At 60.6% G+C, this 19,456-nt stretch carries 15 protein-coding genes and 1 pseudogene; 4 read left to right on the top strand and 12 right to left on the bottom strand.

Going from position 1 to position 19,456, the window contains the following annotated elements:
- Positions 1 to 28: 28 nt before the first annotated feature.
- Positions 29 to 886 carry a dienelactone hydrolase family protein gene (locus GKZ68_RS06010; RefSeq protein WP_173111964.1) on the top strand — a complete coding sequence of 286 codons (858 nt, stop codon included), beginning with the start codon at positions 29 to 31 and terminating at the stop codon, positions 884 to 886.
- A 37-nt stretch (positions 887 to 923) separates the two neighbouring features.
- The gene (locus GKZ68_RS06005) at positions 924 to 1,247 is read left to right on the top strand and encodes a hypothetical protein (protein ID WP_173111962.1); all 324 of its coding nucleotides are present in this window, start codon (positions 924 to 926) and stop codon (positions 1,245 to 1,247) included.
- A 106-nt stretch (positions 1,248 to 1,353) separates the two neighbouring features.
- Here GKZ68_RS06005 and GKZ68_RS06000 read toward each other — a convergent pair whose 3' ends face one another.
- From GKZ68_RS06000 to GKZ68_RS22370, 5 genes are all read right to left on the bottom strand, one after another.
- Complete coding sequence (locus GKZ68_RS06000) at positions 1,354 to 3,561, bottom strand: xanthine dehydrogenase family protein molybdopterin-binding subunit (protein WP_173111959.1); 2,208 nt, start codon at positions 3,559 to 3,561, stop codon at positions 1,354 to 1,356.
- Positions 3,562 to 3,731: 170 nt separating this feature from the next.
- Entirely contained in the window at positions 3,732 to 4,787 is a 1,056-nt protein-coding gene (locus GKZ68_RS05995) for a TrkA family potassium uptake protein (RefSeq protein WP_173111956.1), read from the bottom strand.
- Between the two features lie 118 nt (positions 4,788 to 4,905).
- Positions 4,906 to 6,207, bottom strand: coding sequence for an MFS transporter (locus GKZ68_RS05990; protein WP_173111954.1), 1,302 nt, complete (start codon positions 6,205 to 6,207; stop codon positions 4,906 to 4,908).
- A 182-nt stretch (positions 6,208 to 6,389) separates the two neighbouring features.
- Positions 6,390 to 7,076, bottom strand: coding sequence for a hypothetical protein (locus tag GKZ68_RS05985; RefSeq protein ID WP_173111951.1), 687 nt, complete (start codon positions 7,074 to 7,076; stop codon positions 6,390 to 6,392).
- A gap of 210 nt (positions 7,077 to 7,286) precedes the next feature.
- A complete protein-coding gene (locus tag GKZ68_RS22370) occupies positions 7,287 to 8,870 on the bottom strand; it encodes a M20/M25/M40 family metallo-hydrolase (RefSeq protein ID WP_173111948.1) in 1,584 nt (527 codons plus the stop codon).
- A 388-nt stretch (positions 8,871 to 9,258) separates the two neighbouring features.
- Here GKZ68_RS22370 and GKZ68_RS05975 point away from each other — a divergent pair, with 388 nt between their 5' ends.
- Both GKZ68_RS05975 and GKZ68_RS05970 read left to right on the top strand, forming a co-directional pair.
- Positions 9,259 to 10,299 (top strand): family 43 glycosylhydrolase, encoded by a 1,041-nt coding sequence (locus tag GKZ68_RS05975; RefSeq protein ID WP_173111945.1) that lies wholly within the window; start codon positions 9,259 to 9,261, stop codon positions 10,297 to 10,299.
- Between the two features lie 89 nt (positions 10,300 to 10,388).
- The gene (locus tag GKZ68_RS05970) at positions 10,389 to 11,087 is read left to right on the top strand and encodes a hypothetical protein (protein WP_173111942.1); all 699 of its coding nucleotides are present in this window, start codon (positions 10,389 to 10,391) and stop codon (positions 11,085 to 11,087) included.
- A 58-nt stretch (positions 11,088 to 11,145) separates the two neighbouring features.
- Here the strand turns inward: GKZ68_RS05970 and GKZ68_RS05965 are convergent, their stop codons facing one another.
- The 7 genes and pseudogenes from GKZ68_RS05965 to GKZ68_RS05930 form a co-directional block, all read right to left on the bottom strand.
- Positions 11,146 to 11,967, bottom strand: coding sequence for an enoyl-ACP reductase (locus tag GKZ68_RS05965; RefSeq protein WP_173111938.1), 822 nt, complete (start codon positions 11,965 to 11,967; stop codon positions 11,146 to 11,148).
- Positions 11,968 to 12,094: 127 nt separating this feature from the next.
- A complete protein-coding gene (gene recN / locus GKZ68_RS05960; RefSeq protein ID WP_173111935.1) occupies positions 12,095 to 13,768 on the bottom strand; it encodes a DNA repair protein RecN in 1,674 nt (557 codons plus the stop codon).
- 144 nt (positions 13,769 to 13,912) lie between these two features.
- Positions 13,913 to 14,830 carry a DUF4835 family protein gene (locus GKZ68_RS05955; RefSeq protein ID WP_173111932.1) on the bottom strand — a complete coding sequence of 306 codons (918 nt, stop codon included), beginning with the start codon at positions 14,828 to 14,830 and terminating at the stop codon, positions 13,913 to 13,915.
- Positions 14,823 to 16,199 (bottom strand): annotated as a pseudogene (locus tag GKZ68_RS21920) (bifunctional phosphopantothenoylcysteine decarboxylase/phosphopantothenate synthase). Before GKZ68_RS21920 ends, GKZ68_RS05955 begins: the two are co-directional and overlap by 8 nt.
- Before the next feature lie 43 nt (positions 16,200 to 16,242).
- Entirely contained in the window at positions 16,243 to 16,581 is a 339-nt protein-coding gene (locus GKZ68_RS05940) for a DNA-directed RNA polymerase subunit omega (protein ID WP_173111923.1), read from the bottom strand.
- Positions 16,582 to 16,621: 40 nt separating this feature from the next.
- On the bottom strand, positions 16,622 to 17,542 hold the full coding sequence (locus GKZ68_RS05935) for an outer membrane protein assembly factor BamD (protein WP_173111920.1): 921 nt from the start codon (positions 17,540 to 17,542) through the stop codon (positions 16,622 to 16,624).
- An 83-nt stretch (positions 17,543 to 17,625) separates the two neighbouring features.
- The gene (locus GKZ68_RS05930; protein ID WP_173111917.1) at positions 17,626 to 19,398 is read right to left on the bottom strand and encodes an OstA-like protein; all 1,773 of its coding nucleotides are present in this window, start codon (positions 19,396 to 19,398) and stop codon (positions 17,626 to 17,628) included.
- Between the last annotated feature and the right edge of the window lie 58 nt (positions 19,399 to 19,456).

Here is a 19,456-nt window from a genome sequence, read left to right as displayed (position 1 = left end):
CTTGCGCGCCTAACCCCTCCCCGCCCGCATGGACCAGCGCATCATCAACCTCTTCGACGAGTACACCCACCGCCCGCTGTCGCGCAAGGAATTTCTCGACCGCCTCTTGGTGCTGGCGGGCAGCGCGGCGCTGGCCACCACGGCCCTCTCGGTGCTGGAGCCCGGCTACGCGCGGGCAGCTACTATCTCGCCCCTGGCCGAAGACCTAGTGGAAGAAACCGTGACCTGGCCCGGCGACGGCGCCACCGTGAGCGGCTACCTGGTGCACCCCAAGGGCCGGAAAAAGCGCGGCGCGGTGGTCGTAATCCACGAAAACCGGGGCCTTACGCCGCACATCAAGGACGTGACGCGCCGCGTGGCGCAGGCCGGCTACCTGGCGCTGGGCGTGGATGCGCTGAGCGTAGTGGGCGGCACGCCCGCCGACGAAGACCAGGGCCGCACGCTCATCGGCCAGCTCGACCCGGCCAAAAACCTGCACAATTACCTGGCCGCCCTCACCTACCTGCGCGCCCGGCCCGATTGCAACGGCCGCACCGGCTGCGTGGGCTTCTGCTGGGGCGGCGGGCTAGCCAACCATCTGGCGGTGCACGACCCCAGCCTCAACGCCGCCGTGGCCTACTACGGCCAGCAGCCCAAGGCCGAAGACGTGCCCCAGATAAAAGCCAACGTGATGCTGCACTACGGCGGCCTCGACCAGCGCATCAACGCCGGCATCCTGGCCTACGAGGCGGCGCTCAAGGCCGCCCACATTCCCTACGAGCTGTTTATCTACGAGGGCGTGAACCACGCGTTCAACAACGACACTTCCCCCGCCCGCTACAATGCCGAGGCCGCCAAGCTGGCCTGGGAGCGCACGCTGCGGCTGTTTAAGGAGAAGCTGGGGTAGACTGAAACTGCAATTGATAAGTTATCAAAAAGCTAATATGAGCTCTGTAACAAACTTGATGCTCTCTTTTTCAGTCAGCGAAGAGGAGCAAACCATTGCATCACAATTAAATAGCTACCCTAATAAAGAACGGGGATTTCTATTAGTATCAATTGATGATGACAGACTTCCCAGAGGTTGGTACGGTGGCTCTAAAATGATGGAAACTCGTATTTACCTAGGGGCTTATAATTACTTAGACGTTGATGATTTCATTAACTATTTACGCAGTATTGAATGGGAATCGCCAGAAGAAGTACAATTGTTCACCAAAGGGCAGTATGAAGACAAGTTTACAGTATACAACTTGCTTTCCGAATGATTCAATTCAAAGAATAATCACTATTGAACCTGTAAAGCTTTTTGTCATCCAGAACCAAGTTTTAATCTGACAAGATGCTTCGCAAGCTCAGCATGACAGACGTTTTTTAGATAAGTTTATCCGGGGTAATTGGCAAGTTCCGCACGCGCTTGCCGGTGGCATTAAATACCGCGTTGGCGATGGCGGCGCTGAAGCCGACGATGCCGATTTCGCCCAGGCCTTTGGCGCCCATCGGGTCGAGGTAGGTATCGGGCTGGTCGATGAAAATGACGTCGATGCTGGGCGGCAGGTCGGCGTTGACGGGCACGTGGTAGTTGGCCAGGTCGGCGTTGGTGAGGCGGCCGAAGCGGTGGTCGAGCACGGCGTCTTCGAGCAGGGCTAGCCCCAGGCCCCAGGTGATGGCCCCGTACACCTGGCTGCGGGCCGTTTGGGGGTTCATGATGCGGCCCGCATCCACGGCCGAGAAGACGCGGCTCACGCGCACCTCGCGGGTGTGGGCGTGCACGCGCACTTCCACAAAGCTGGCGCAGAACGACTTGCCCGACTTCTCGCCCTGCTCCGGCACCTCGGGCGACTCATGCGTGACTTCGAGCGCCGGCTGGCCGGCCCGGCGCAGCACCTCGCCGTAGGCTAGGCCAGTAGCGGGGTGGCTAGCCAGGCGCACGGTGCCGCCCTCGGCCACCAGGTCGGCGAGCCGGGCCTGGGCGAAGGGCGAGCCGGGCGTGCTGAACGCCAGGTTGACCAGCTGCTGGCGCAGGGCCGCGCAGGCCGCGTGCACGGCCGCGCCCACCGAGGCCACGGTGTGCGAGCCAAACTGGCCGGGCGCCTCCGGGAAGGCCGCGTCGCCGAGCTCGAAGCGGATGTTTTCGGGGGCCACGCCGCTGGCATCGGCGGCAATCTGGGTCATGATGGTGGCGGTGCCGGGGCCGCCGTCGGCCGTTGCACTCTGCACTATTAAGGTGCCATCGGGCAGCAGGCGGGCGCGGGCGCTGGCCTTGGTGCGCGAGGCGTGGTAGATGCCCATCGCCATGCCCTGGCCCACCAGCCAGTCGCCGGCGCGGGTGGCGCCGGGCGTAGGGTTGCGCTGTTGCCAGCCGAATTTCTCGGCGCCCCGGGCGTAGCACGCGCGCAGGTAGTTACTGCTCCAGGGCTTGCCGTTGTCGGGGTCGGTTTCGGCGAAGTTTTTCAGGCGCAGGGCCAGCGGGTCCATCTTGAGGGCGTGGGCCAGCTCGTCCATCGCCGACTCGATGGCGAAGGAGCCGGTGGTTTCGCCGGGGCCGCGCGTCCAGCAAGGCGAGCTCATGTCGAGCGGCACGAGGTGGTAAGTCAGCTCGGCATTGGGGCAGCGGTAGCCCGACTTGGTGGGGTGCAAAATGCGCTCGGTGAACTGCTCGTAGCGCGAGGTAGCCCCGAACGCCTCGTGCGCAATGCCCACCAACGTGCCGTCGGGCTGCGCGCCCAGCGCCACGCGTTGCACCGAGCGCGGCCGGTAGCCCACCATGCTGAACTCGTGCTCACGCTGGTTCAGCACCTTCACCGGGCGGCCCACCACCCTGGCGCCGATAATGGCGGCCATCTCGGGCGGCCAGATGCGCGAGGCGCCCCCGAACGCCCCGCCCACGAACGGCGAATGCACCTGCACGCTTTCCTTGGGCAGAGCCCAGAGCTTCATCAAATCCTTCTGGGCCAGCGACGGAGCCTGGGTTTTGTTCCAGACCGTGAGCTTATCGCCCTGCCACTCAGCGATGGCGGCGTGCATTTCCAGCGGGTTGTGCACTTGCAGCGGCGTCTGGTACTCGTGGGCGATTTGCACCGGGGCCGTTTTGTAGGCCTGGGGCTGGCCGCGCAGGTGGTCTTTTTCTTTCTTGGGCTTGTAGCTGCTGGTCAAGCCTTTGGTGATATCCATATGTGGCGCGGCCTGCTCATACTGCACGCGCACGAGCGTAGCGGCGTGCTGCGCCTGCTCCAGCGTGGCGGCGATGGCCAGCGCCACCGGCTGGTTGCTGTAGTGGATTTCAGCGTCGAAAAACACCCGAAACTGCTGGCCTTCCACCCGCGCGTCGGGCTGGGGGTTTTCGTAGCCGGGCACCTTGGGCGAGTTGAGGTGCGACACGACGGCCAGCACGCCGGGGGCTTTGGCCGCCGCTTTCGTATCGAGCTGCGTGATGCGGCCGGTCGCTACCGGGCTCGTTACCAGCACCCCGTGCACGCAGCCCGGCACGGCGTGCTCGGCGGCGTAGCGGGCCTGACCGGTTACTTTGAGGCGGCCGTCGACGCGGCGGTGGGCTTGGCCAATCTGAGGAGTAGCAGACATAGTTTTACGCAGATGCGAATTACGTCTACGCCATTTAGGACGGGGTGTTTGCGCGCTAGCCGCCAGCAACTCGCACCACAAGTGCCAGCCAGAGGCCGGCGAAGTAATCGGCACGGAGCAGGGCCCCGCGCCATTGGCGCTGACTTAAGTAGCTATCGGTCAAGCCTGATTTAGAGCTGCCGGTAGCGGACTTCGAACGCCTCAATCTGTGTTTCGCTGCCAAGCACCAGGATAATGTCGCCCGGCTCCAGGTTGTAGTTCGCGTCCGGGCTCACCAGCAGGGCGCCGTTTTGCTGGCGCAGGCCGATGACCGTGGCGCCGGTCAGGGAGCGGATATCCAACTCGCGGATGCTGCGCCCGCGCAAATCCTGGCGCATTTGCTCGTAGCTCAACTCTTCGAGGCGCAGCTTGTCGGCGCTCAGGCCCGAAATCATGTCCAGAAACCGGATTACTTCGGGGCGCACCACCAGGTCGGCCATCTGCGAGCCGCCAATCTCGTCGGGCATCACCACCGAGTTGGCCCCGGCCGCAATCAACTTGCGCTCCGACACCTTGTGCGACGCGCGGGCGATGATGTTGAGCCGCGGGTTGAGCGCCCGCGCCGACAGCGCCACCGACATATTATCCGAATCGTTGGGCAGGGCCGCGATAATGGCCGAGGCCCGCGCCACGCCGGCCTGCTCCAGCACGGGGTCCATAGTAGCATCGCCCAGCACCGAAAATATTTTGCCGCCGGCCACGCCGTCGCCGTCCACATCGGCGCCGTTGCGGCCTTCCGTCAGCTCTTTCAGCAGCTGCTCGTTCAGCTCGATAACGACCACCCGCACGCTGTTGAGCAGCAGGCGCTGGTAGGCCTTGCGCCCATTGCTGCCAAAGCCGCAGATGATGACGTGGCCGCTGAAACGCTTGATTTCCTGGTCGGTACGGTACATATTAAATAATCGGCGCAGCTCCCCATCAAAAATAAACGTCGTAATTACCGACACGAAGTAGGCAACTACCAGCAGGTTGTAGAGGATGTAGCAGCCCGTAAAGATGCGCCCCGCTTCGGAGAGTGGGCGCAGCTGCTCGTAGCCGCCCGGCGAAACGGTAATGACGCTCATGTAGAACGCATCGGCCAGGTTGAAGTGCTCGATGCCCATGAAGCCCGCCAGCCCGATGAGCAGGCTAGCCAGCGTCAGGGCAGCGGCGTATTTCAGGCGGTTTAACTGAACGCGTTGCAGCATAAGCGGAGCGCGCGGGCCGCGCCGGGCTAGCCAAGGCCACCGACGAAGCACCGCGCGCGGCGAAGTTCGGCACGAGCGCCGCGTATTTAAGCCGGCGGCGGCTCAAAAGTCGGGCCGCTTAGCTAACGGGGGCGCTGGCGCGCGTTTCCGGCATAAAGACCCAAAACACGACCAAGCCCACCGCCGCGATGCTGGCCAGCGTGAGAAAAGCGAAATTATCGCCTTGGTTTTTAGCCAGGTAGCCCGCCACCGAATTACTCAAAAAAGCCCCGATGCCCTGGGCCGTGGCGATGGCGCCCTGCGCGGCGTTGAAGCGGCCGGTGCCCTTGGTAAGGTCGGCGATGATAAGCACGCCCACCACGCCGAAAATGCCGGCGCCCAGCCCATCCATGCACTGCACGGCGATGAGCGCGGCCGGGTGATGGCTGAGCGTGTAGAGTACGCCCCGCGCCGCCAGCGCCGCAAACCCAAAGAGAAACAGCGGCTTACGCCCCAGCTTACCGGCTAGCCGGCCACTGGCCGCCGCTACCACCATAAACACCAGCTGCGAGGCCACCATGTAGCCCGAGGTGAATAGCACCGCCTGCTTGGTGCCCACGCCCGTGGCCAGCAGCTGCGTTACGAGGGGCACCATCGCGGCATTGGCGAAGTGGAAGATGACCGCCGAAATCAGAAAAACAACCACCGGCTTTTGCTTCAGCAAGTCGCGGAAGCAGTATAGTAGCTCCCTGATGCCCTCCCAAACGCTGCCGCTGGGGGCGGCCGCGTCATCGGCGCCCTTGTCGGCGCCGCGCGCCTGGTCGAAGTCGATATCGTCGGCCTTGATGCGCAGCACGCACAGCACCGCGCCCACGCACAAGATGCCCACGAAGTAGAACATCCAGCGCAGGCTGAAATAGTAGCCCACGGCGCCCAGCGCCAGCGCCGCAAACATATTGCCCGCCGCATTGAAGGCCTGGTTGGTGCCCTGCGCCCGGTCAAACTTCTGCCGCCCCACCAGCCCGAGCGCGATTGCTGACAGGCAAAGCGGAAAAATGGCCCCGGCCACGCCGATGAGCGCCTGCCCGCTCATTACCACAGGCTCGGTGGTTAAAAATGCCGTGGCTATCACCGCCAACGCAATAAACCCGATACCCACGAGCAGCAGCGCCCGCTTCGGGCGCAGGCGGTCGATGAGCACGCCGGCCGGCGTTTGGGCCAGCACCTGGGCAATATTGCCGACGGCCAGCGCCGAGCCAATCCGGGCCGGCCCCCAATGCACGCTCGATTGCAGAAAGAGCGCCATGTAGGGTCCCATGCCGTTCTGCACGTCGGCAATGAAGAAATTGAGCGCCCGCAGCGCCCGAATGCTGCCCTTCTTGGGGTCATTGGCTAGGTCGAGCGAGGCGTTTTGTTCGGCAGCAGGTTTGGGGTCGGGCATAACGCCAGCTGAGAAAGGCAAAATGAAACCAAATGGCGCTACTGCCTACGGCTCAGCCTAAAATAAGCTTCAGCCTAGCAGCAAAAAGGCCATTCTACGCCTGGAATCATGCAGCAGAATGGCCTTTGCGGATGGCAGATTATCGGAGGCAGCTTCTTCACTGCCAGTGCGTTATGTGGTCGCTAACGAATCAGGAACGACTCGCCGCCTACCGTGAGCAGCTCTAGGTGCAGCGGGGCCGCGTTGCCGGGGGCGCGCACTTCGCCGGGGCGGTCGGCACGGCGCGAGCCGCTAGCCTGCACTACCGCGCCAATTGCCAGATAAGCAGCCAATTGCTCGCCCAGGTGCGGCGGAAAGCGCAGCTCACTCGCCTCGCCTTCGAGGCGCAGGGCGCGCGGGTGACCCTGGGGGTCGCGCAGCAGCTCGGCTACTTTACCCTGGGCGGTAAAGGGCTCGGCGGCGGGGCCAGCGGACTGGGGCCGCAAGTGCTGGCCGCTTACTTCGAGGCTAGCCAGGTGCAGGTGCTCGTCGCCTTTGGGCGTGGTGTGGGGGTAGGCCAGCACCGTCACGGCGGCGCCCGGCTGGGCCGCTTGGTGCAGCGCCTGGCCGAAGTGCGGCGGAAATTTAATGGTGTGCCTAGCGCCGGCGGCAGTCAGCGTAAACCGGTCGTAGATACCGTCGGGGTTGGCACCGTACTCGCCTACCGTGCCGGCGTGAGTGGTGAGCTTACGCAGCTGGGCCTTAAGTTTATCGTGCTTGTGGTCAGGCTTTTGGGGGTTGTCTTTTTCCGACTTATCGGCCGGGGCCTTGGGGACGGCCTTGGCGGTTTTTACTGCATTTACTTCGAGGTTTTTGATTTCGCTGGACATGACAAAGGGGAGGTTTGCAACAGCAATCGGTTGCTGATGGTGCTGCAAACCTCCCCCGGGCAACTTAACCCGGCCTTAAGTCAAGGTTAATTTTTCTTCAGCAACGTGGGTGGCGGGTGAACTCTGACTTTTTATTATTTCAATATTCCTGTATTTTTAACAAAGAAAGACTGCCAATCGGTTAGGTATGCTCAAAAATGCGCCCGTTGCCTACTGCGGCTTCACGGCCGCGGGCAGCGGCTTGCGGGGCAGCTTCTGGTCGCGCATGGCAGCGTTGTAGGCAAATGAGGCTACCACAACCGAGGCTTGCTTAAGGTCGTCGGCCACGAGGCGGTCGTAGGTATCCTGGTTGGAGTGGTGAGTGCGGGCGAAGTAGTCGAGGCCGTCCTGGATGAACTGGAAACCGGGCAAACCCACGGCATCGAAGGCGATGTGGTCGGTGCTGCCGGTGTTGCGCAGCGTCACGGTGCTGGCACCCATGTCGGCGAAGGGGGCTAGCCAGGCGGTGAAAATGGGCTTCACGGCCTCGTTGCCTTGGGCGTAGATACCGCGGATTTTACCCGCACCGTTATCGAGATTGAAGTACGCGGCCAGCTTCTCGTGGTCGGGCTTGAGCATCATCGTGGCGGGGTCGGCGAAGTGGTTTTTCACGTAGTTGCGCGAGCCGTGCAGGCCTTCCTCCTCCTCGCCCCACAGCGCAATGCGGATGGTGCGGCGCGGCTTGAGGCCGCTAGCCTTCAGAATACGCACGGCCTCCATCATCACGGCCACGCCGGCGGCGTTGTCGGTAGCGCCGGTGGCGGCGTGCCACGAGTCGAGGTGGCCGCCGAGCATGACCACTTCACCTTTGAGCTTCTTGTCGGTACCCGGAATCTCGGCCACCACGTTGTAGCCTTTCAGGTCCTGAGCCTGGAAATGGGTTTTGGTTTCCAGCTCTACTTCGACCGGGATGCCGGCTTCCACGAGGCGGATGAGGCGCAGCTGGTCCTCGCTCGACATTTCCAGCTCGGGCAGTACCGGCTTGGCATCGGCGGCGTAAGGCGCGCCGTTGGTGGTGAAAACGGTGCCGTCGGAGCCGCGGCCGGGGCTGAGGATGGCGGCGGTGCCCTCAGCCATAAGCATGTCGCCCAGCTTTTGGCGCAGCTCGCGGGCGGCGAGCATGGCGGCGCGGCGGGCTTCGGGATTGGCCTCGGCGGGGCGGTTGGCGGCGGTGGGGGCACCGCCCCCGGCGGGCGCTTCGGTGAGCTTTTGCAAGTCGTCGGCAGTGAGGCGCTTGGCGTCGGGCTCGAAGTTGGGCTGGGGCGGCGTAGCTACCGGCAGCACCACGATTTTATCGCGCAGCTGGCCCTTATACTTAGCAAAGTCAGCTTCCTCCTTTACATTCACGTAGGCCACTTGCCTGCGCAGGCTGCCAGCGGTGCTGGGCGTCCAGGCCTTGGGCACGCCGATGAGGGCGTGGTAGTAGGGCGCCGTCATGGCCACGTAGCTCTTGTCGATGTCCCAGCCGCGGCCGAAGTCCCCCCAGGCTTCGACATTAGCGTTGGCCAGGCCGTAGTCGGTGAGGCGCTTTTTGGTCCAGGCGTTGGCGCGGGCCAGGCCTTCGGAGCCCGCCAGACGCGGGCCGCACACATCGGTGAGGTAAAAGGCAGTTTCCATCACCTTCGAGCGGTTTAGGCCCTCGTCTTTGATTTTGGCCAGGGCGGCGGCGTCGAGCTTTTCGGGGGCGGGCGTTTGGGCTACGGCGGGCACTGCCAGCAGGCTAGCGGCGGCGAGGGTAAGGAAAAGAGTTTGCATCCAGCTGGGTAGTTGTTTAGCGAATGGGGAGTGGAAATAATAACAATTGCCAAAGACACTGCGGCCTGGTCCCACGTTGCGCGGCCCCTGCGTGTCGCTTCCCCAACCCCAACGATATGGCTAGCGGATAAAAAGCCTTTTCCACTCAATTAAGCTTATTTTTCCTGGCAGACCAACAGCATTCGGATTACTGCACTCGCAGCTTGTAACCCAAGGGCACTAGGGCGAGCTTCGAGATACCGACACGAAAGCGAGACCTTCGTGGCGTCGTTCACCGACATTAATCAGCAGATAGCAAGGTCGAAGGTCAGGCTTGGCTTACTGGCTTATTTTGTCGCCCGAAGTGACTGAGCCAGTGGGCCGGCTCTTCTCACCCCTTCCGCCAGTTATGCGCACTCGCCTTCTCATCCTGCTGTTGCTCAGCTCTTTCGTCCACGCCTGGGGCCAGACGTTTTCTAACCCGCTGCTGCCCGGTGGGGCCGACCCGTGGGCCATCTACCACGACGGCAGCTACTACTACATGCACACCACCGGGCGCGACCTCACCATCTGGAAAACGCCCAACTTGGCCCAGCTTGCCCAGGCTGAGAAAACGACTATCTGGACGCCGCCCGCCACCGGGCCGTATTCCAAGGAAATCTGGGCGCCCGAGCTGCATTTTCTGGCCGGCAAATGGTACGTGTACTTCGCCGCCGACAATGGCAGTAATAACAATCACCGCCTCTACGTGCTCGAAAATTCTTCGCCCGACCCCACTACCGGCAAGTGGACGCTGAAAGGCCAGCTTAAAACGCCCGATGACAAGTGGGCCATCGACGGCTCGGTGTTTGAAAACAATGGCCAGCTCTACGTCATCTGGTCGGGCTGGGAGGGCGATGAAAATGGCCGGCAGGACATCTACCTGGCCCGCCTCAGCAACCCCTGGACTGCTACCGGCCCGCGCCTACGCATCTCCGACCCGCGCTTTGGCTGGGAGCAGCACGGCTTGCTACCGCGCTTCGGCCCCGGCGAGCCGGCCTACGTGCTCGTCAATGAAGGCCCGCAATTCCTGGCTAGCCCCAGCGGCCGGGTCAACATCGTGTATTCAGCCAGCGGGTGCTGGACCGACTTCTACGCCCTGGGCCTGGTATGGGCCGAGCCCGGCGCCGACCTGCTCAACCCTGCCTCCTGGCACAAGGAACCCGAGCCCGTATTCCGGGCTCAAAACGTGAAAGGCACCTACGCCGCCGGCCACAACTGCTTTTTCGACTCACCCAACGGCAAGCAGCACTGGATACTCTACCACGCCAATGCCGAGCCCGGCCAGGGCTGCGGCCGCGAGCGCACGCCCCGCATGCAGCCCTTCACCTTTGCTGCCGATGGCACGCCCGTGTTTGGCGACCCGCTGCCGCTGGGCCAGGAATTATCGGCGCCACAAGGGGCAAAATAAAACCTTGTCCTAACAAGTAGTTTAATACAAAGCTAGTGCAACTATTTTTAGCTTCTACTTATCTTAATAAGTACTTATCAACTTCGCTTATGAAAAGACTGTTAATTTTCCTTGTGCTGCCAGGTTTGCTACTAGCCACAACGAGTTGCTTCAGCACTGATGAATCGCTACAAACTTACCCTGGCTCTTGCACTACGGTAATGGGGCGCCTCGTTACGAACAATGGTCAAATAGGTGTGCAAGGTGCTACTGTTCAAATAGTTTGGCGCAAATTTCTGGGCTCCGTCGCTGTAACCACGAAAGCGAAGGCAACTACTGATACAAATGGAAATTATCGGGCTACTTTCTTTATAAAAGACGCTGAATTGAACTCGGGCTTTTATAACGTGGCATTTACAGTCGATACCAATAAGTATCTGGCCAGCGATGACGAAAAACTGTACCTGCTAAAAGTAGAGCGCGACACAACTATACAAGCGGCTGATTATCTCATTCCTCGCAAAGCATTCGTCAATCTCACTCTTACCAACCAAAGCAAACTCAGCGACTTAGTAGATGTTCAGTTTGCTAGTGCTCACGGCGAACCGCTACTACCCAGTGCATCTCGTCTAATTATGACAGTTGGGTACACAAGCGATAAGCTACCAGGCATAAATCCTTTTGCGGTGGCGGCCGACCAACCACTGTTTTTCACTTTATTCAACAGCCGCAATGGTGCCATCGTACGCAATACCGATACACTACATATTGCTGCTGGTACTACCCGTACTATATCGGTCAGCTACTAAAAACAGGAAACCCTAGCTAGTGCAGCTAAGACTTCCTGTTTTTTGATTATTCGGGCAATTACTCGCCGGTTTTCTCCATCAGGTCGGCCATTGCCTGCGAGATGCCGGTGCTGCTGAAGCCGCCGTCGTGCATGAGGTTTTGCATGGTCACGTAGCGGGTCAGGTCCGAGAAGAGCGCTACGCAATAGTCGGCGCAGGCCTCGGCGGGCGCGTTGCCGAGCGGCGACATCTTGTTGGCGTACTCGTAAAACGCGTTGAAGCCCGAAATGCCGGTGCCGGCCGTGGTTTTGGTGGGCGACTGCGACACCGTATTCACGCGCACCTGCTTGAGGTGGCCTAGCCGCTGGCCGTAGCTGCGGGCAATGCTTTCGAGCACGGCTTTGGCCTGCGCCATGTCGGTGTAGTCGAGAAACGCGCGCTGGGCCGCGATGTAGCTGAGGGCCACCACGCTACCCCATTCGTTGAAGGCATCCTGCTTTTCGGCCACCGCCAGCATCTTGTGCAGCGACAGGGCCGATACGTCGAGCGTCTGCTGGAAAAACTTGTAGTCCAAGTCGCCATAGCTCTTGCCTTTACGGATGTTGGCACTCATGCCAATCGAGTGCAGCAAAAAGTCGATTTTGCCACCAAAGTGGCTCTGTGCTTCCGTAAAGAGCGTCCCCAATTCCTCTATCGACGTGGCATCGGCCGGAATAATGGGCGCGTCAATCTCGGCGGCCAGGGCCTTGATTTCGCCCATCCGCATGGCTAGCGGGGCGTTGGTGAGCACGATGCGCGCACCTTGTTCATGGGCTTTCTGGGCTACTTTCCAAGCAATAGACTGCGAGTTGAGAGCGCCGGAGATGATGCCGACTTTGCCGGCAAGCAGGTTGTTAGACATGAGGAATCGTCAGGTGAGTATACAAAAGTACACCAGCCCGTCATGCTGACGAAGAAAGCATCTTATCGGGGCTGAAAGCAGGTAAGCCTACCAAGATGTTTCCCTCGACAGCAGGACAATTTTTGAGTTACCCCACTACTTCTTCCCCACGTAAGGCCAGCAACTCGCGGGCGCTTTGCAGCGCGTTTTCGCTAGGCTTGGCGCCCGCAATCATGTGCGCAATTTCCTTGATGCGGTCTTCGGGCGAGAGCTGCCGGATGCGGCTCACGGTGCGGTCGGCGCGGTCTTCCTTGTACACGAAGTAGTGGGTGTCGCCGGCCGCCGCCATCTGCGGCAGGTGCGAAATGGCCACCAGCTGGTGCTTGTGCGCCATCTGCTGCATCATGCGGCCCACTTTCACGGCAATCTCGCCGCTGATGCCGGTGTCAATCTCGTCGAAAACTATCGTCGGCAGCGCCGTTTTATCGGCCAGCATATACTTGATGCACAGCATCAAACGCGAGAACTCGCCCCCTGAGGCAGCCTTGCTCAGCGTCTGGGGCTGGGCGCCTTTATTAGCCGTGAATAGAATGCTCACCACGTCGGAGCCGCTGGCCGAGAGCGGGCCGGTTTTGTGCTCGACCACGATGCGGGCGTGCGGCATGCCGAGGTCGGCCAGCAGGGCGCTCAGCTCCTTTTCAAACTTGGGGAAGGCCTTGCGGCGGCTCTCCGACAGCTTGGCGGCCTGGGCGGTAGCCTGCTTCAGAGCGGCATCCGAGTCTTTGCGCAGGCGCGTAATTTCCTTGTCCAGGTTCAGCACCGAGCCTACTTTCTGGCGTAGCGTTTCGCGGGTTTCGAGCAGGCCCTCCACGTCGCGGCGCTGGTGCTTGCGCTGCAGGTTATAGAGCACAGTGAGGCGCGCCTGCAGCTCCTCGGCGCGGGCGGGGTCGCCCTCGGTGCGGCGCTCGGCGGTTTCGACCTCGTCGGCAATGTCGTGCAGCTCAATCAGGCAGCTTTCCAGGCGCTGGCGCAGCTCGCGGAACGCCTCCGCATAGCCCGATACCTGCCCTAGCAGCGTCGAGGCGTCCTTCATGGTGCCGGTGGCGCAGCTTTCGCTGTCGCGCAGGCCGTGCAGCGCCTGGCTCAGCTTGTACTTGATTTCCTCGGCGTGCTCGAGCTGCTTTACTTCCTGCTCCAGCGCGTCCTGGTCTTCCTTGTCGAGGCTGGCTTCTTCCAGCTCATTCAGCAGGAAGCTATTGTAATCCAGCTCTTTGCTAGCCTGGGCCGACTGGTCCTCCAGCGCCTTGAGGTCGGTTTCGAGCTTGCGGTACTGGCGGTAGGCGTTGCCGTATTGCGTGCGCGTGGGCACGAGGTTGGCGTAGAGGTCGAGCAGGTTGAGCTGAAACACGGCATCGCCCAGCAGCAGCGTATCGTGCTGCGAGTGAATGTCCATGAGGTTTGCCCCAATCTTACGCAGAGCATCGAGCGTTACGGGCGTGTCATTTACAAAGGCGCGTGACTTGCCCGACGGACTGATTTCGCGCCGCAGAATGCACTGCGTATCGTAGTCCAGGTCTTCCGACTCAAAAATATCCTGAAGCTGGTAGTTCGTAATATCAAACTGCCCCTCAATCACGCACTTGCGCTCGGTGTGGAAGAGCATGCGCGAGTCGGCCCGGTTGCCCAGCAGCAGCCCGATGGCCCCCAGCATGATGGACTTACCCGCCCCGGTTTCGCCGGTAATAATATTGAGTAGCGGCGAAGGCCGCAGCTCCAGCTGCTCGATAAGGGCGTAATTCTGAATGCGTAAATCGACTAACATAAATCGCTGATTTGGCAGATTAAGCGGATTCAATCGGCTCCGTCTAGCTTGCTGTTACTTATACTTATTTCCAATAACTCTTTTTGCTTGCGAGTATACAATTTGCGCAAAACCTACCTTTAGCAGTTAGCTAAATCTGCCAAATCAGCGATTCAAGACAGTTTGATATTTTGTCAGGTTGCCAGGGTCTACGTCCGTCAGCAAGGCGATAAGTTGCTGCTTCTGCTGCGAGTCGGTGCTGGTGCGGAAAATATTGGTAATCTCATCGGCCTTGGCATCAAAGAAAGCCCGCACAAATAGCGTACTCGGGCGCACTGCATTAGCTTTTTGAATGCCGGTGAGCGCCGCCAGGATAGACGTGCGTGCCTCATCGGGCTTCTCGATGAAAATATCCATTCCCTGCCGGTAGTAGGCATACAAACCGGTGCGGAAGGCTTCGAGCTGCGGGTCGGTGAGGTTATTGAGCAGCCAGTAGCGGTTGCGCGAGCTCGTATCGCGCCAGCCTTCGTCAGCTTCGTTAGTAAGTGTTTGGTTGGCTGAGTATTGCAGTATATTTCGCGCCTGGTCGTAGTAGGTGCTGCCTCCGAGCCGCGAAAAGGTATCCTGGTCGGTGCCAATGACCATGTAGGCGTAGAAAGCCAGCAGCGACGAGAGGTTGTTAACGAAGTTGCTGGGCGAATAGTCCAGCTGAATTTGAGGAGTGTAAATAAAATTAAAACTCCGGTCGTTGATACTCAATAAGTTGGTTTCATAGCCGGTGCCGTACACCGGCCGGGTGGCAATGAGGCGCATAGTAGCCTGGTAGGTGCCATTCTGCGGAATGGCGGTGATGCCCACAAACATGCGCAGCTTGATGCGCTCTTCGGACCGATAAGTCTGGCGCGTCCAAGTGCGGGTATTGAGGAAGGCCATCATGTCCTTCTGCAGCTGTGCCACCAGCGTGGGGTCGGTTATCGTCACGTTTTCCAACGAGATGGCAACCTGGGCATTCAGCTCCTGCGCCTGGCCGGGCCGGGCAGCCAGGCTAGCCAGCAAGCAGAAAAGGGCGAAAATCTTACGCATACACGGCGGTAAAACGGGTCAGAATAAGGGCTACCAGCGTGCGCGCCAGCTCCGACTTGGCTTGTAGCTCAAAGTTAAGCACCTGCCCGGCGCGGTCGAGCACGGTCACCTTATTGGTGTCGTGGCCGAAGCCCGCGCCCGCATCGCGCAGCGAATTGAGCACCACTAAGTCGAAGTTTTTGCGCGCCAGCTTGCCCCGGGCGTGGGCCAGCTCGTTGGTAGTTTCCAACGCAAAACCGACCGAAAATTGTTCAGCCCGCTTGGCTTGGCCCAGCGTGGCGGCGATATCCACGTTCTTGACCAGCTCCAGCGTCAGCGTATTGCCTTCTTTCTTAATCTTTTCCGGGGCTACGGTGGCTGGCCGGTAATCGGCCACGGCGGCGGCAAATACCCATACGTCGGCCAGCGGCGCGGCCTCGGCGGCAGCTTCGTACATCTGCTGAGCCGTTTCGACGCGCACCGTGCGGATGAGCGGGCTAGCCGGCGCGGGCAGCGCCGTGGGCCCGCTGATAAGTGTCACCGTAGCGCCCGCAGCGGCAAAGGCTTCGGCCAGGGCGTAGCCCATTTTGCCCGTCGAGCGATTGCCGAGGAAGCGCACGGGGTCGAGGGGCTCGTAGGTTGGGCCAGCGGTGAGGAGAACGCGCATCTGTCTTCTGAATTTTCACAAAAGAACGTCATGCTGAGCTTGCCGAAGCATCTCGCTCGCGCCGCTAGGGCTGCGAATCCTGACGAAGCGAGCGAGATGCTTCGGCAAGCTCAGCATGACGTTCTATTATTTTTTACTGTTGAAAAACTGCGTTAGCTCGGTTACTATCTGCTCGGGCTCGAGCATGCGGCCGGGGCCGCTAAGGCCACTGGCCAGCTCGCCCGCTGGCGAGTCGAAAACGTGGTTGCCGAACGAGCGCAGGCGTTGGATATTCTGCTGCACGGCCGGGTGGGCGTACATATCGAGGTCCATCGCCGGGGCCAGAAATACTGGGCAGCGGGCCGACAAATACACGGCACTCAGCAGGTTTGGGCACAGGCCGTTGGCTAGCTGGCCGATGGTATTGGCACTGGCCGGCGCAATGACGTAGGCCTCGGCCCACAGACCCAGCTCGACGTGATTGTGCCACTGCCCGCTGGCCGCATCACGCAAAAAGCCCGTCAGGACGGGCTTTTTGGAAAGAGTGCCGAGCGTGAGGGGCGTGACGAACAGCGCGGCGGCCTCAGTGAGCACAACCTGCACGTCGGCGCCGGCCTGCACCAGCAGCCGCACCAGCGGCGCAGCTTTGTAGGCGGCAATGCTGCCGCTCACCCCTAGCAGGATGCGGCGGCTATGCAAGGGTAGCTGCTGATTGGTAGCTGTCGATTGTTGAGGAGTAGCCATCGGGCAAAACGGTAACAATCAACAAATAATAACCAGCAACTACTTAGAACAGCTCGCGGGGAATGATAACGGGCGCGGCCTCGGGCGTTTCGTAGTGCAGCTCGCCAGCGATGAACTCCTCGATGGCCTGGCTGGTGGGCTTGGGCTGGCGCTCGTACTGCTTGCTGATTTCAATCTGCTCGCGGTTTTCGAATACTTCTTCGAGGTTATCGACGGTAGTGGCAAACTCGGCCAAGCGGTCGGTCAGCTCTTCTTTCAGCTTCACCGACAGTTGGTTGGCGCGCTTCGAGATGATGGAAATCGCCTCGTACACGTTGTTGTTGTCCGTAGTAATGTCGGCCAGGTTGCGGGTGATGATGGAGGCAGAAGCGGGGGTCTTCATGAGAAATACGCTGTTAGTAGACAAGTAGAAAGTGGGAGGGCTAGCGGCCGCGACGGCCGCCCTTGCCCGACGAAGATTTGGGCGCGGCGGGCGCGGCGGGCGCGGCGGCATTGGGTTGGTCAACCACTGCCTGAGCCGCGGCCTGGGCTTCGGGGATGCTCTTGAGACGCTCCAGCTCGGCGCGGCTGTCGTCGTACATGGTTTGGGCCAGGCGCAGGTTTTTGCTCTGCGGATAGGTATCGACAAAGTGCTGGTAAAAAGCTACGGCATCGACAAAGCGCTCGCGCTGCTTCGCCTCGATGCTTTCTTTGGCCCAGGCATACTGTGCCTGAAGGCGAATGTAGTCGGCCTGCTCGCTATACACCGAGCCGGGATATTGCACCACAAAGTTGCCGAGCGACGTCACGGCCGCCTGGTTGTAGCGCAGCGCGTAGTACAGCTTCGCACTCTGAAAAGCTTTGTTTTCCAGTTTTTTCTGCAGTTCCTGCGACATACTCTCCGCCTCGGCCTTAAACGGGCTGGCCGGGTAGGTGTTGAGAAAGTCCTGGATGGTTTCGACCGCCGTAATGGTATTGGTCTGGTCGAGCTCGTAGCCCGGCGAATCGCGGTAGAGCGACTTGGCCCGCAAAAACGACGCCTCCTCCACCTGCGGCGAGTTGGGGTAGGTGTCGATAAACTGCTTGAAGTAGTAAGCGCTCAGCACGTAGTTGCGCTGCTTGTAGTTGGTGTTGGCGAAGTAAAACTGCGCCTTCTCGGCTTCGGGGCGGCCCTTGAGCAGCGGAATTAGCTCTTCGAGCAGCGTGCCCGAGCGGAAGAAATCGCCCTTGTCGTAGTACTTGATGGCGGCCTCATACTTCTCATTCACACTGCCGTTCTTGAGCAGTTTTTGGTAGCCCGTGCAAGACCCTAGCGAAAGGGTGCCGGTGAGCAGGGCCGCAGTAATCAAACGGGAGAATCGCATACAAAGGGCAAAGGTACAAGTAAAACGGCAGCTGACCGGCGGGTAGTTCCGGCCAGGAGTCGGCTAACTCAGGAGCCACCGGGCTAGCGGGGGGTTGCAATCGCCGCCGGCGGCGCAGGCGCGGGCCGGCCCAGGGGCTTGGCCGGCGGGTTTTTGGGGGCAGTGGCTGGCTTGACTTTCGAACGGGACCGGGCTTTGGGCTTCGTTTTTGTGGCTTTAGGCTTGGCTTTGGTTTTGGGCTTGGCGCGCTTGATATCGGCGGCGAAATGCTTGCCAAAAACTACGCGCCGGGTGGGCCGCTCGGTGGGCCGCCAGCGGAAGCCTTTCAGCTCTTTATCAGCTGGTTTGAGCTCGTGCACCGGCGTGTAGCTGGCTTCGGGGTTGGTGAGCCAGGTGAGCTGCTTGATTTTATTATCGGCAAAGCGCAGTGTCATTGAGGCCGAAAACGACTTATTCATACCGCTCATGCTGGAATCGCCTTCCAGAGTAAAATACAGGCTCTCGGCGTTGCCGAGCACGTTGATGCGGGCCAGTTGACTGCGCCGGAAGTAGGCCACCATCGTGCGGCCCTTCACCTGGTTGTAGTCCTGCACGGTATCCTGCTGAATGGCAAAGGCATTGGCAAACAGGCTAGCCCGGTCGAGCTGGCCGTGTTTAAAGCGCAGGTTCATCGAGTCGGCGGTGAGCTGGTTATGGGCCTGCCAGATTACCGGGTCACGGTTCAGGTAAATAATACTATCCTGGCGGTCGTAGGTGAGCGAGTCGCAGCGTCCCTGCATCTTACCCCTGAAAATCTGCACCTTAGGCCAGGCGTACAAAATGGGCCGCTGGCTAGCCCGCCCCACCCGCGACTCTATGCTGAGCAGCGTATCGGCGGCCAGGTAGAGCGTGTCCTTACCCGAAATGTTGCGCACCACCGGCCGGGCGCCAAACAGCTTGGTGCGGCCCAGCGCCCGCCAGTAGCGGCCCTGGTCGCCGCGCAGCACTAGGTTATCCTTCTTGGAAATGAGCGAGACGTGGCCCGTCGCCACGCCGTAGAGCTTCACCTGGTCATACACCAGCACGTCGCCCCCCAGCAGGTAGCCCGGCGTTTCAATCTGGGCCTTGCGGGCAAAGTTGGATACCCGCGTCACGGTGTTATAAGTCCCCTTTTCGGCGTAGAGGTCGCCCTGCGTGCTTTTAATGCGGGTGGGGCCGTCGAAGTAGGCAATTTTAGTGCTCGTATTAAAGGTCAGCGTATCGTTGCGCAGGTCGGTGGGCTGGCCCTGCTCGTCGAGCGAAACCAGGTGCACATCGCGCTTGAAGACAAAGACTTTGCTATTGGTATCGTAGAACCCCTGTTGACTATCGAGGGTATTCTTGGGGTCCACGATGTGCCCACCCACGGTATAGAAGGCCGTTTTGCGGGTCAGGTCATAATCGAGGGCCGTGGTAGTGAGCGTCATGCGCGGGTCGCGCATGGTTACGACCTGGCCGGTCATGCGGGCCGTGCGCTTGTTGCCGTCATAAAAGCCACGGTCGCCGGTGATGGTCATGGTATCGCTCTGCACAATACGCACGTTGCTAAACGCCTCAATCTCATTGCGGTCGAGATATTGATAAGCCGAGTCGCAGTACAGCAGTACGTCCTGCTGCTTGAAGATGACGTTGCCGAGCAGCTTACGGATTTTCACGCCGTTGAAGTCGCCGCCGCTCAGCTTACCGGCATTTTGTAGGTCGACGGGCGTGCCCTTCACGGGCTGGGGGCGCGGGCCGGGCGCGGCGGGCCGGGGGGCGGCAGCCGGCCGGTGTTGGGCCCACGCGGCACCTAGCGGCAGCAAGAAAAGCAGGTATAGGAAAAAGCGGGACAGCGGCATTCGGGCCAAAGTTACGGCGGCGGGCGGGGGCTAACGCGCATCTTTGCGGGCTAGTGCC

Source organism: Hymenobacter sp. BRD128 (genome assembly GCF_013256625.1).
In the GTDB taxonomy this organism is placed as follows: Bacteria; Bacteroidota; Bacteroidia; order Cytophagales; family Hymenobacteraceae; genus Hymenobacter.
Note: the sequence above shows the minus strand (reverse complement) of the source record. Positions and strands in the feature narration are given on the sequence as shown.

Bases quoted from the DNA above. Each gene is read 5' to 3' on its own strand.
- GKZ68_RS06010 (WP_173111964.1), top strand. From the start codon at position 29: ATGGACCAGCGCATCATCAACCTCTTCGACGAGTACACCCACCGCCCG.
- GKZ68_RS06005 (WP_173111962.1), top strand. From the start codon at position 924: ATGAGCTCTGTAACAAACTTGATGCTCTCTTTTTCAGTCAGCGAAGAG.
- GKZ68_RS06000 (WP_173111959.1), bottom strand. From the start codon at position 3,561: ATGTCTGCTACTCCTCAGATTGGCCAAGCCCACCGCCGCGTCGACGGC.
- GKZ68_RS05995 (WP_173111956.1), bottom strand. From the start codon at position 4,787: ATGCTGCAACGCGTTCAGTTAAACCGCCTGAAATACGCCGCTGCCCTG.
- GKZ68_RS05990 (WP_173111954.1), bottom strand. From the start codon at position 6,207: ATGCCCGACCCCAAACCTGCTGCCGAACAAAACGCCTCGCTCGACCTA.
- GKZ68_RS05985 (WP_173111951.1), bottom strand. From the start codon at position 7,076: ATGTCCAGCGAAATCAAAAACCTCGAAGTAAATGCAGTAAAAACCGCC.
- GKZ68_RS22370 (WP_173111948.1), bottom strand. From the start codon at position 8,870: ATGCAAACTCTTTTCCTTACCCTCGCCGCCGCTAGCCTGCTGGCAGTG.
- GKZ68_RS05975 (WP_173111945.1), top strand. From the start codon at position 9,259: ATGCGCACTCGCCTTCTCATCCTGCTGTTGCTCAGCTCTTTCGTCCAC.
- GKZ68_RS05970 (WP_173111942.1), top strand. From the start codon at position 10,389: ATGAAAAGACTGTTAATTTTCCTTGTGCTGCCAGGTTTGCTACTAGCC.
- GKZ68_RS05965 (WP_173111938.1), bottom strand. From the start codon at position 11,967: ATGTCTAACAACCTGCTTGCCGGCAAAGTCGGCATCATCTCCGGCGCT.
- recN (WP_173111935.1), bottom strand. From the start codon at position 13,768: ATGTTAGTCGATTTACGCATTCAGAATTACGCCCTTATCGAGCAGCTG.
- GKZ68_RS05955 (WP_173111932.1), bottom strand. From the start codon at position 14,830: ATGCGTAAGATTTTCGCCCTTTTCTGCTTGCTGGCTAGCCTGGCTGCC.
- GKZ68_RS05940 (WP_173111923.1), bottom strand. From the start codon at position 16,581: ATGAAGACCCCCGCTTCTGCCTCCATCATCACCCGCAACCTGGCCGAC.
- GKZ68_RS05935 (WP_173111920.1), bottom strand. From the start codon at position 17,542: ATGCGATTCTCCCGTTTGATTACTGCGGCCCTGCTCACCGGCACCCTT.
- GKZ68_RS05930 (WP_173111917.1), bottom strand. From the start codon at position 19,398: ATGCCGCTGTCCCGCTTTTTCCTATACCTGCTTTTCTTGCTGCCGCTA.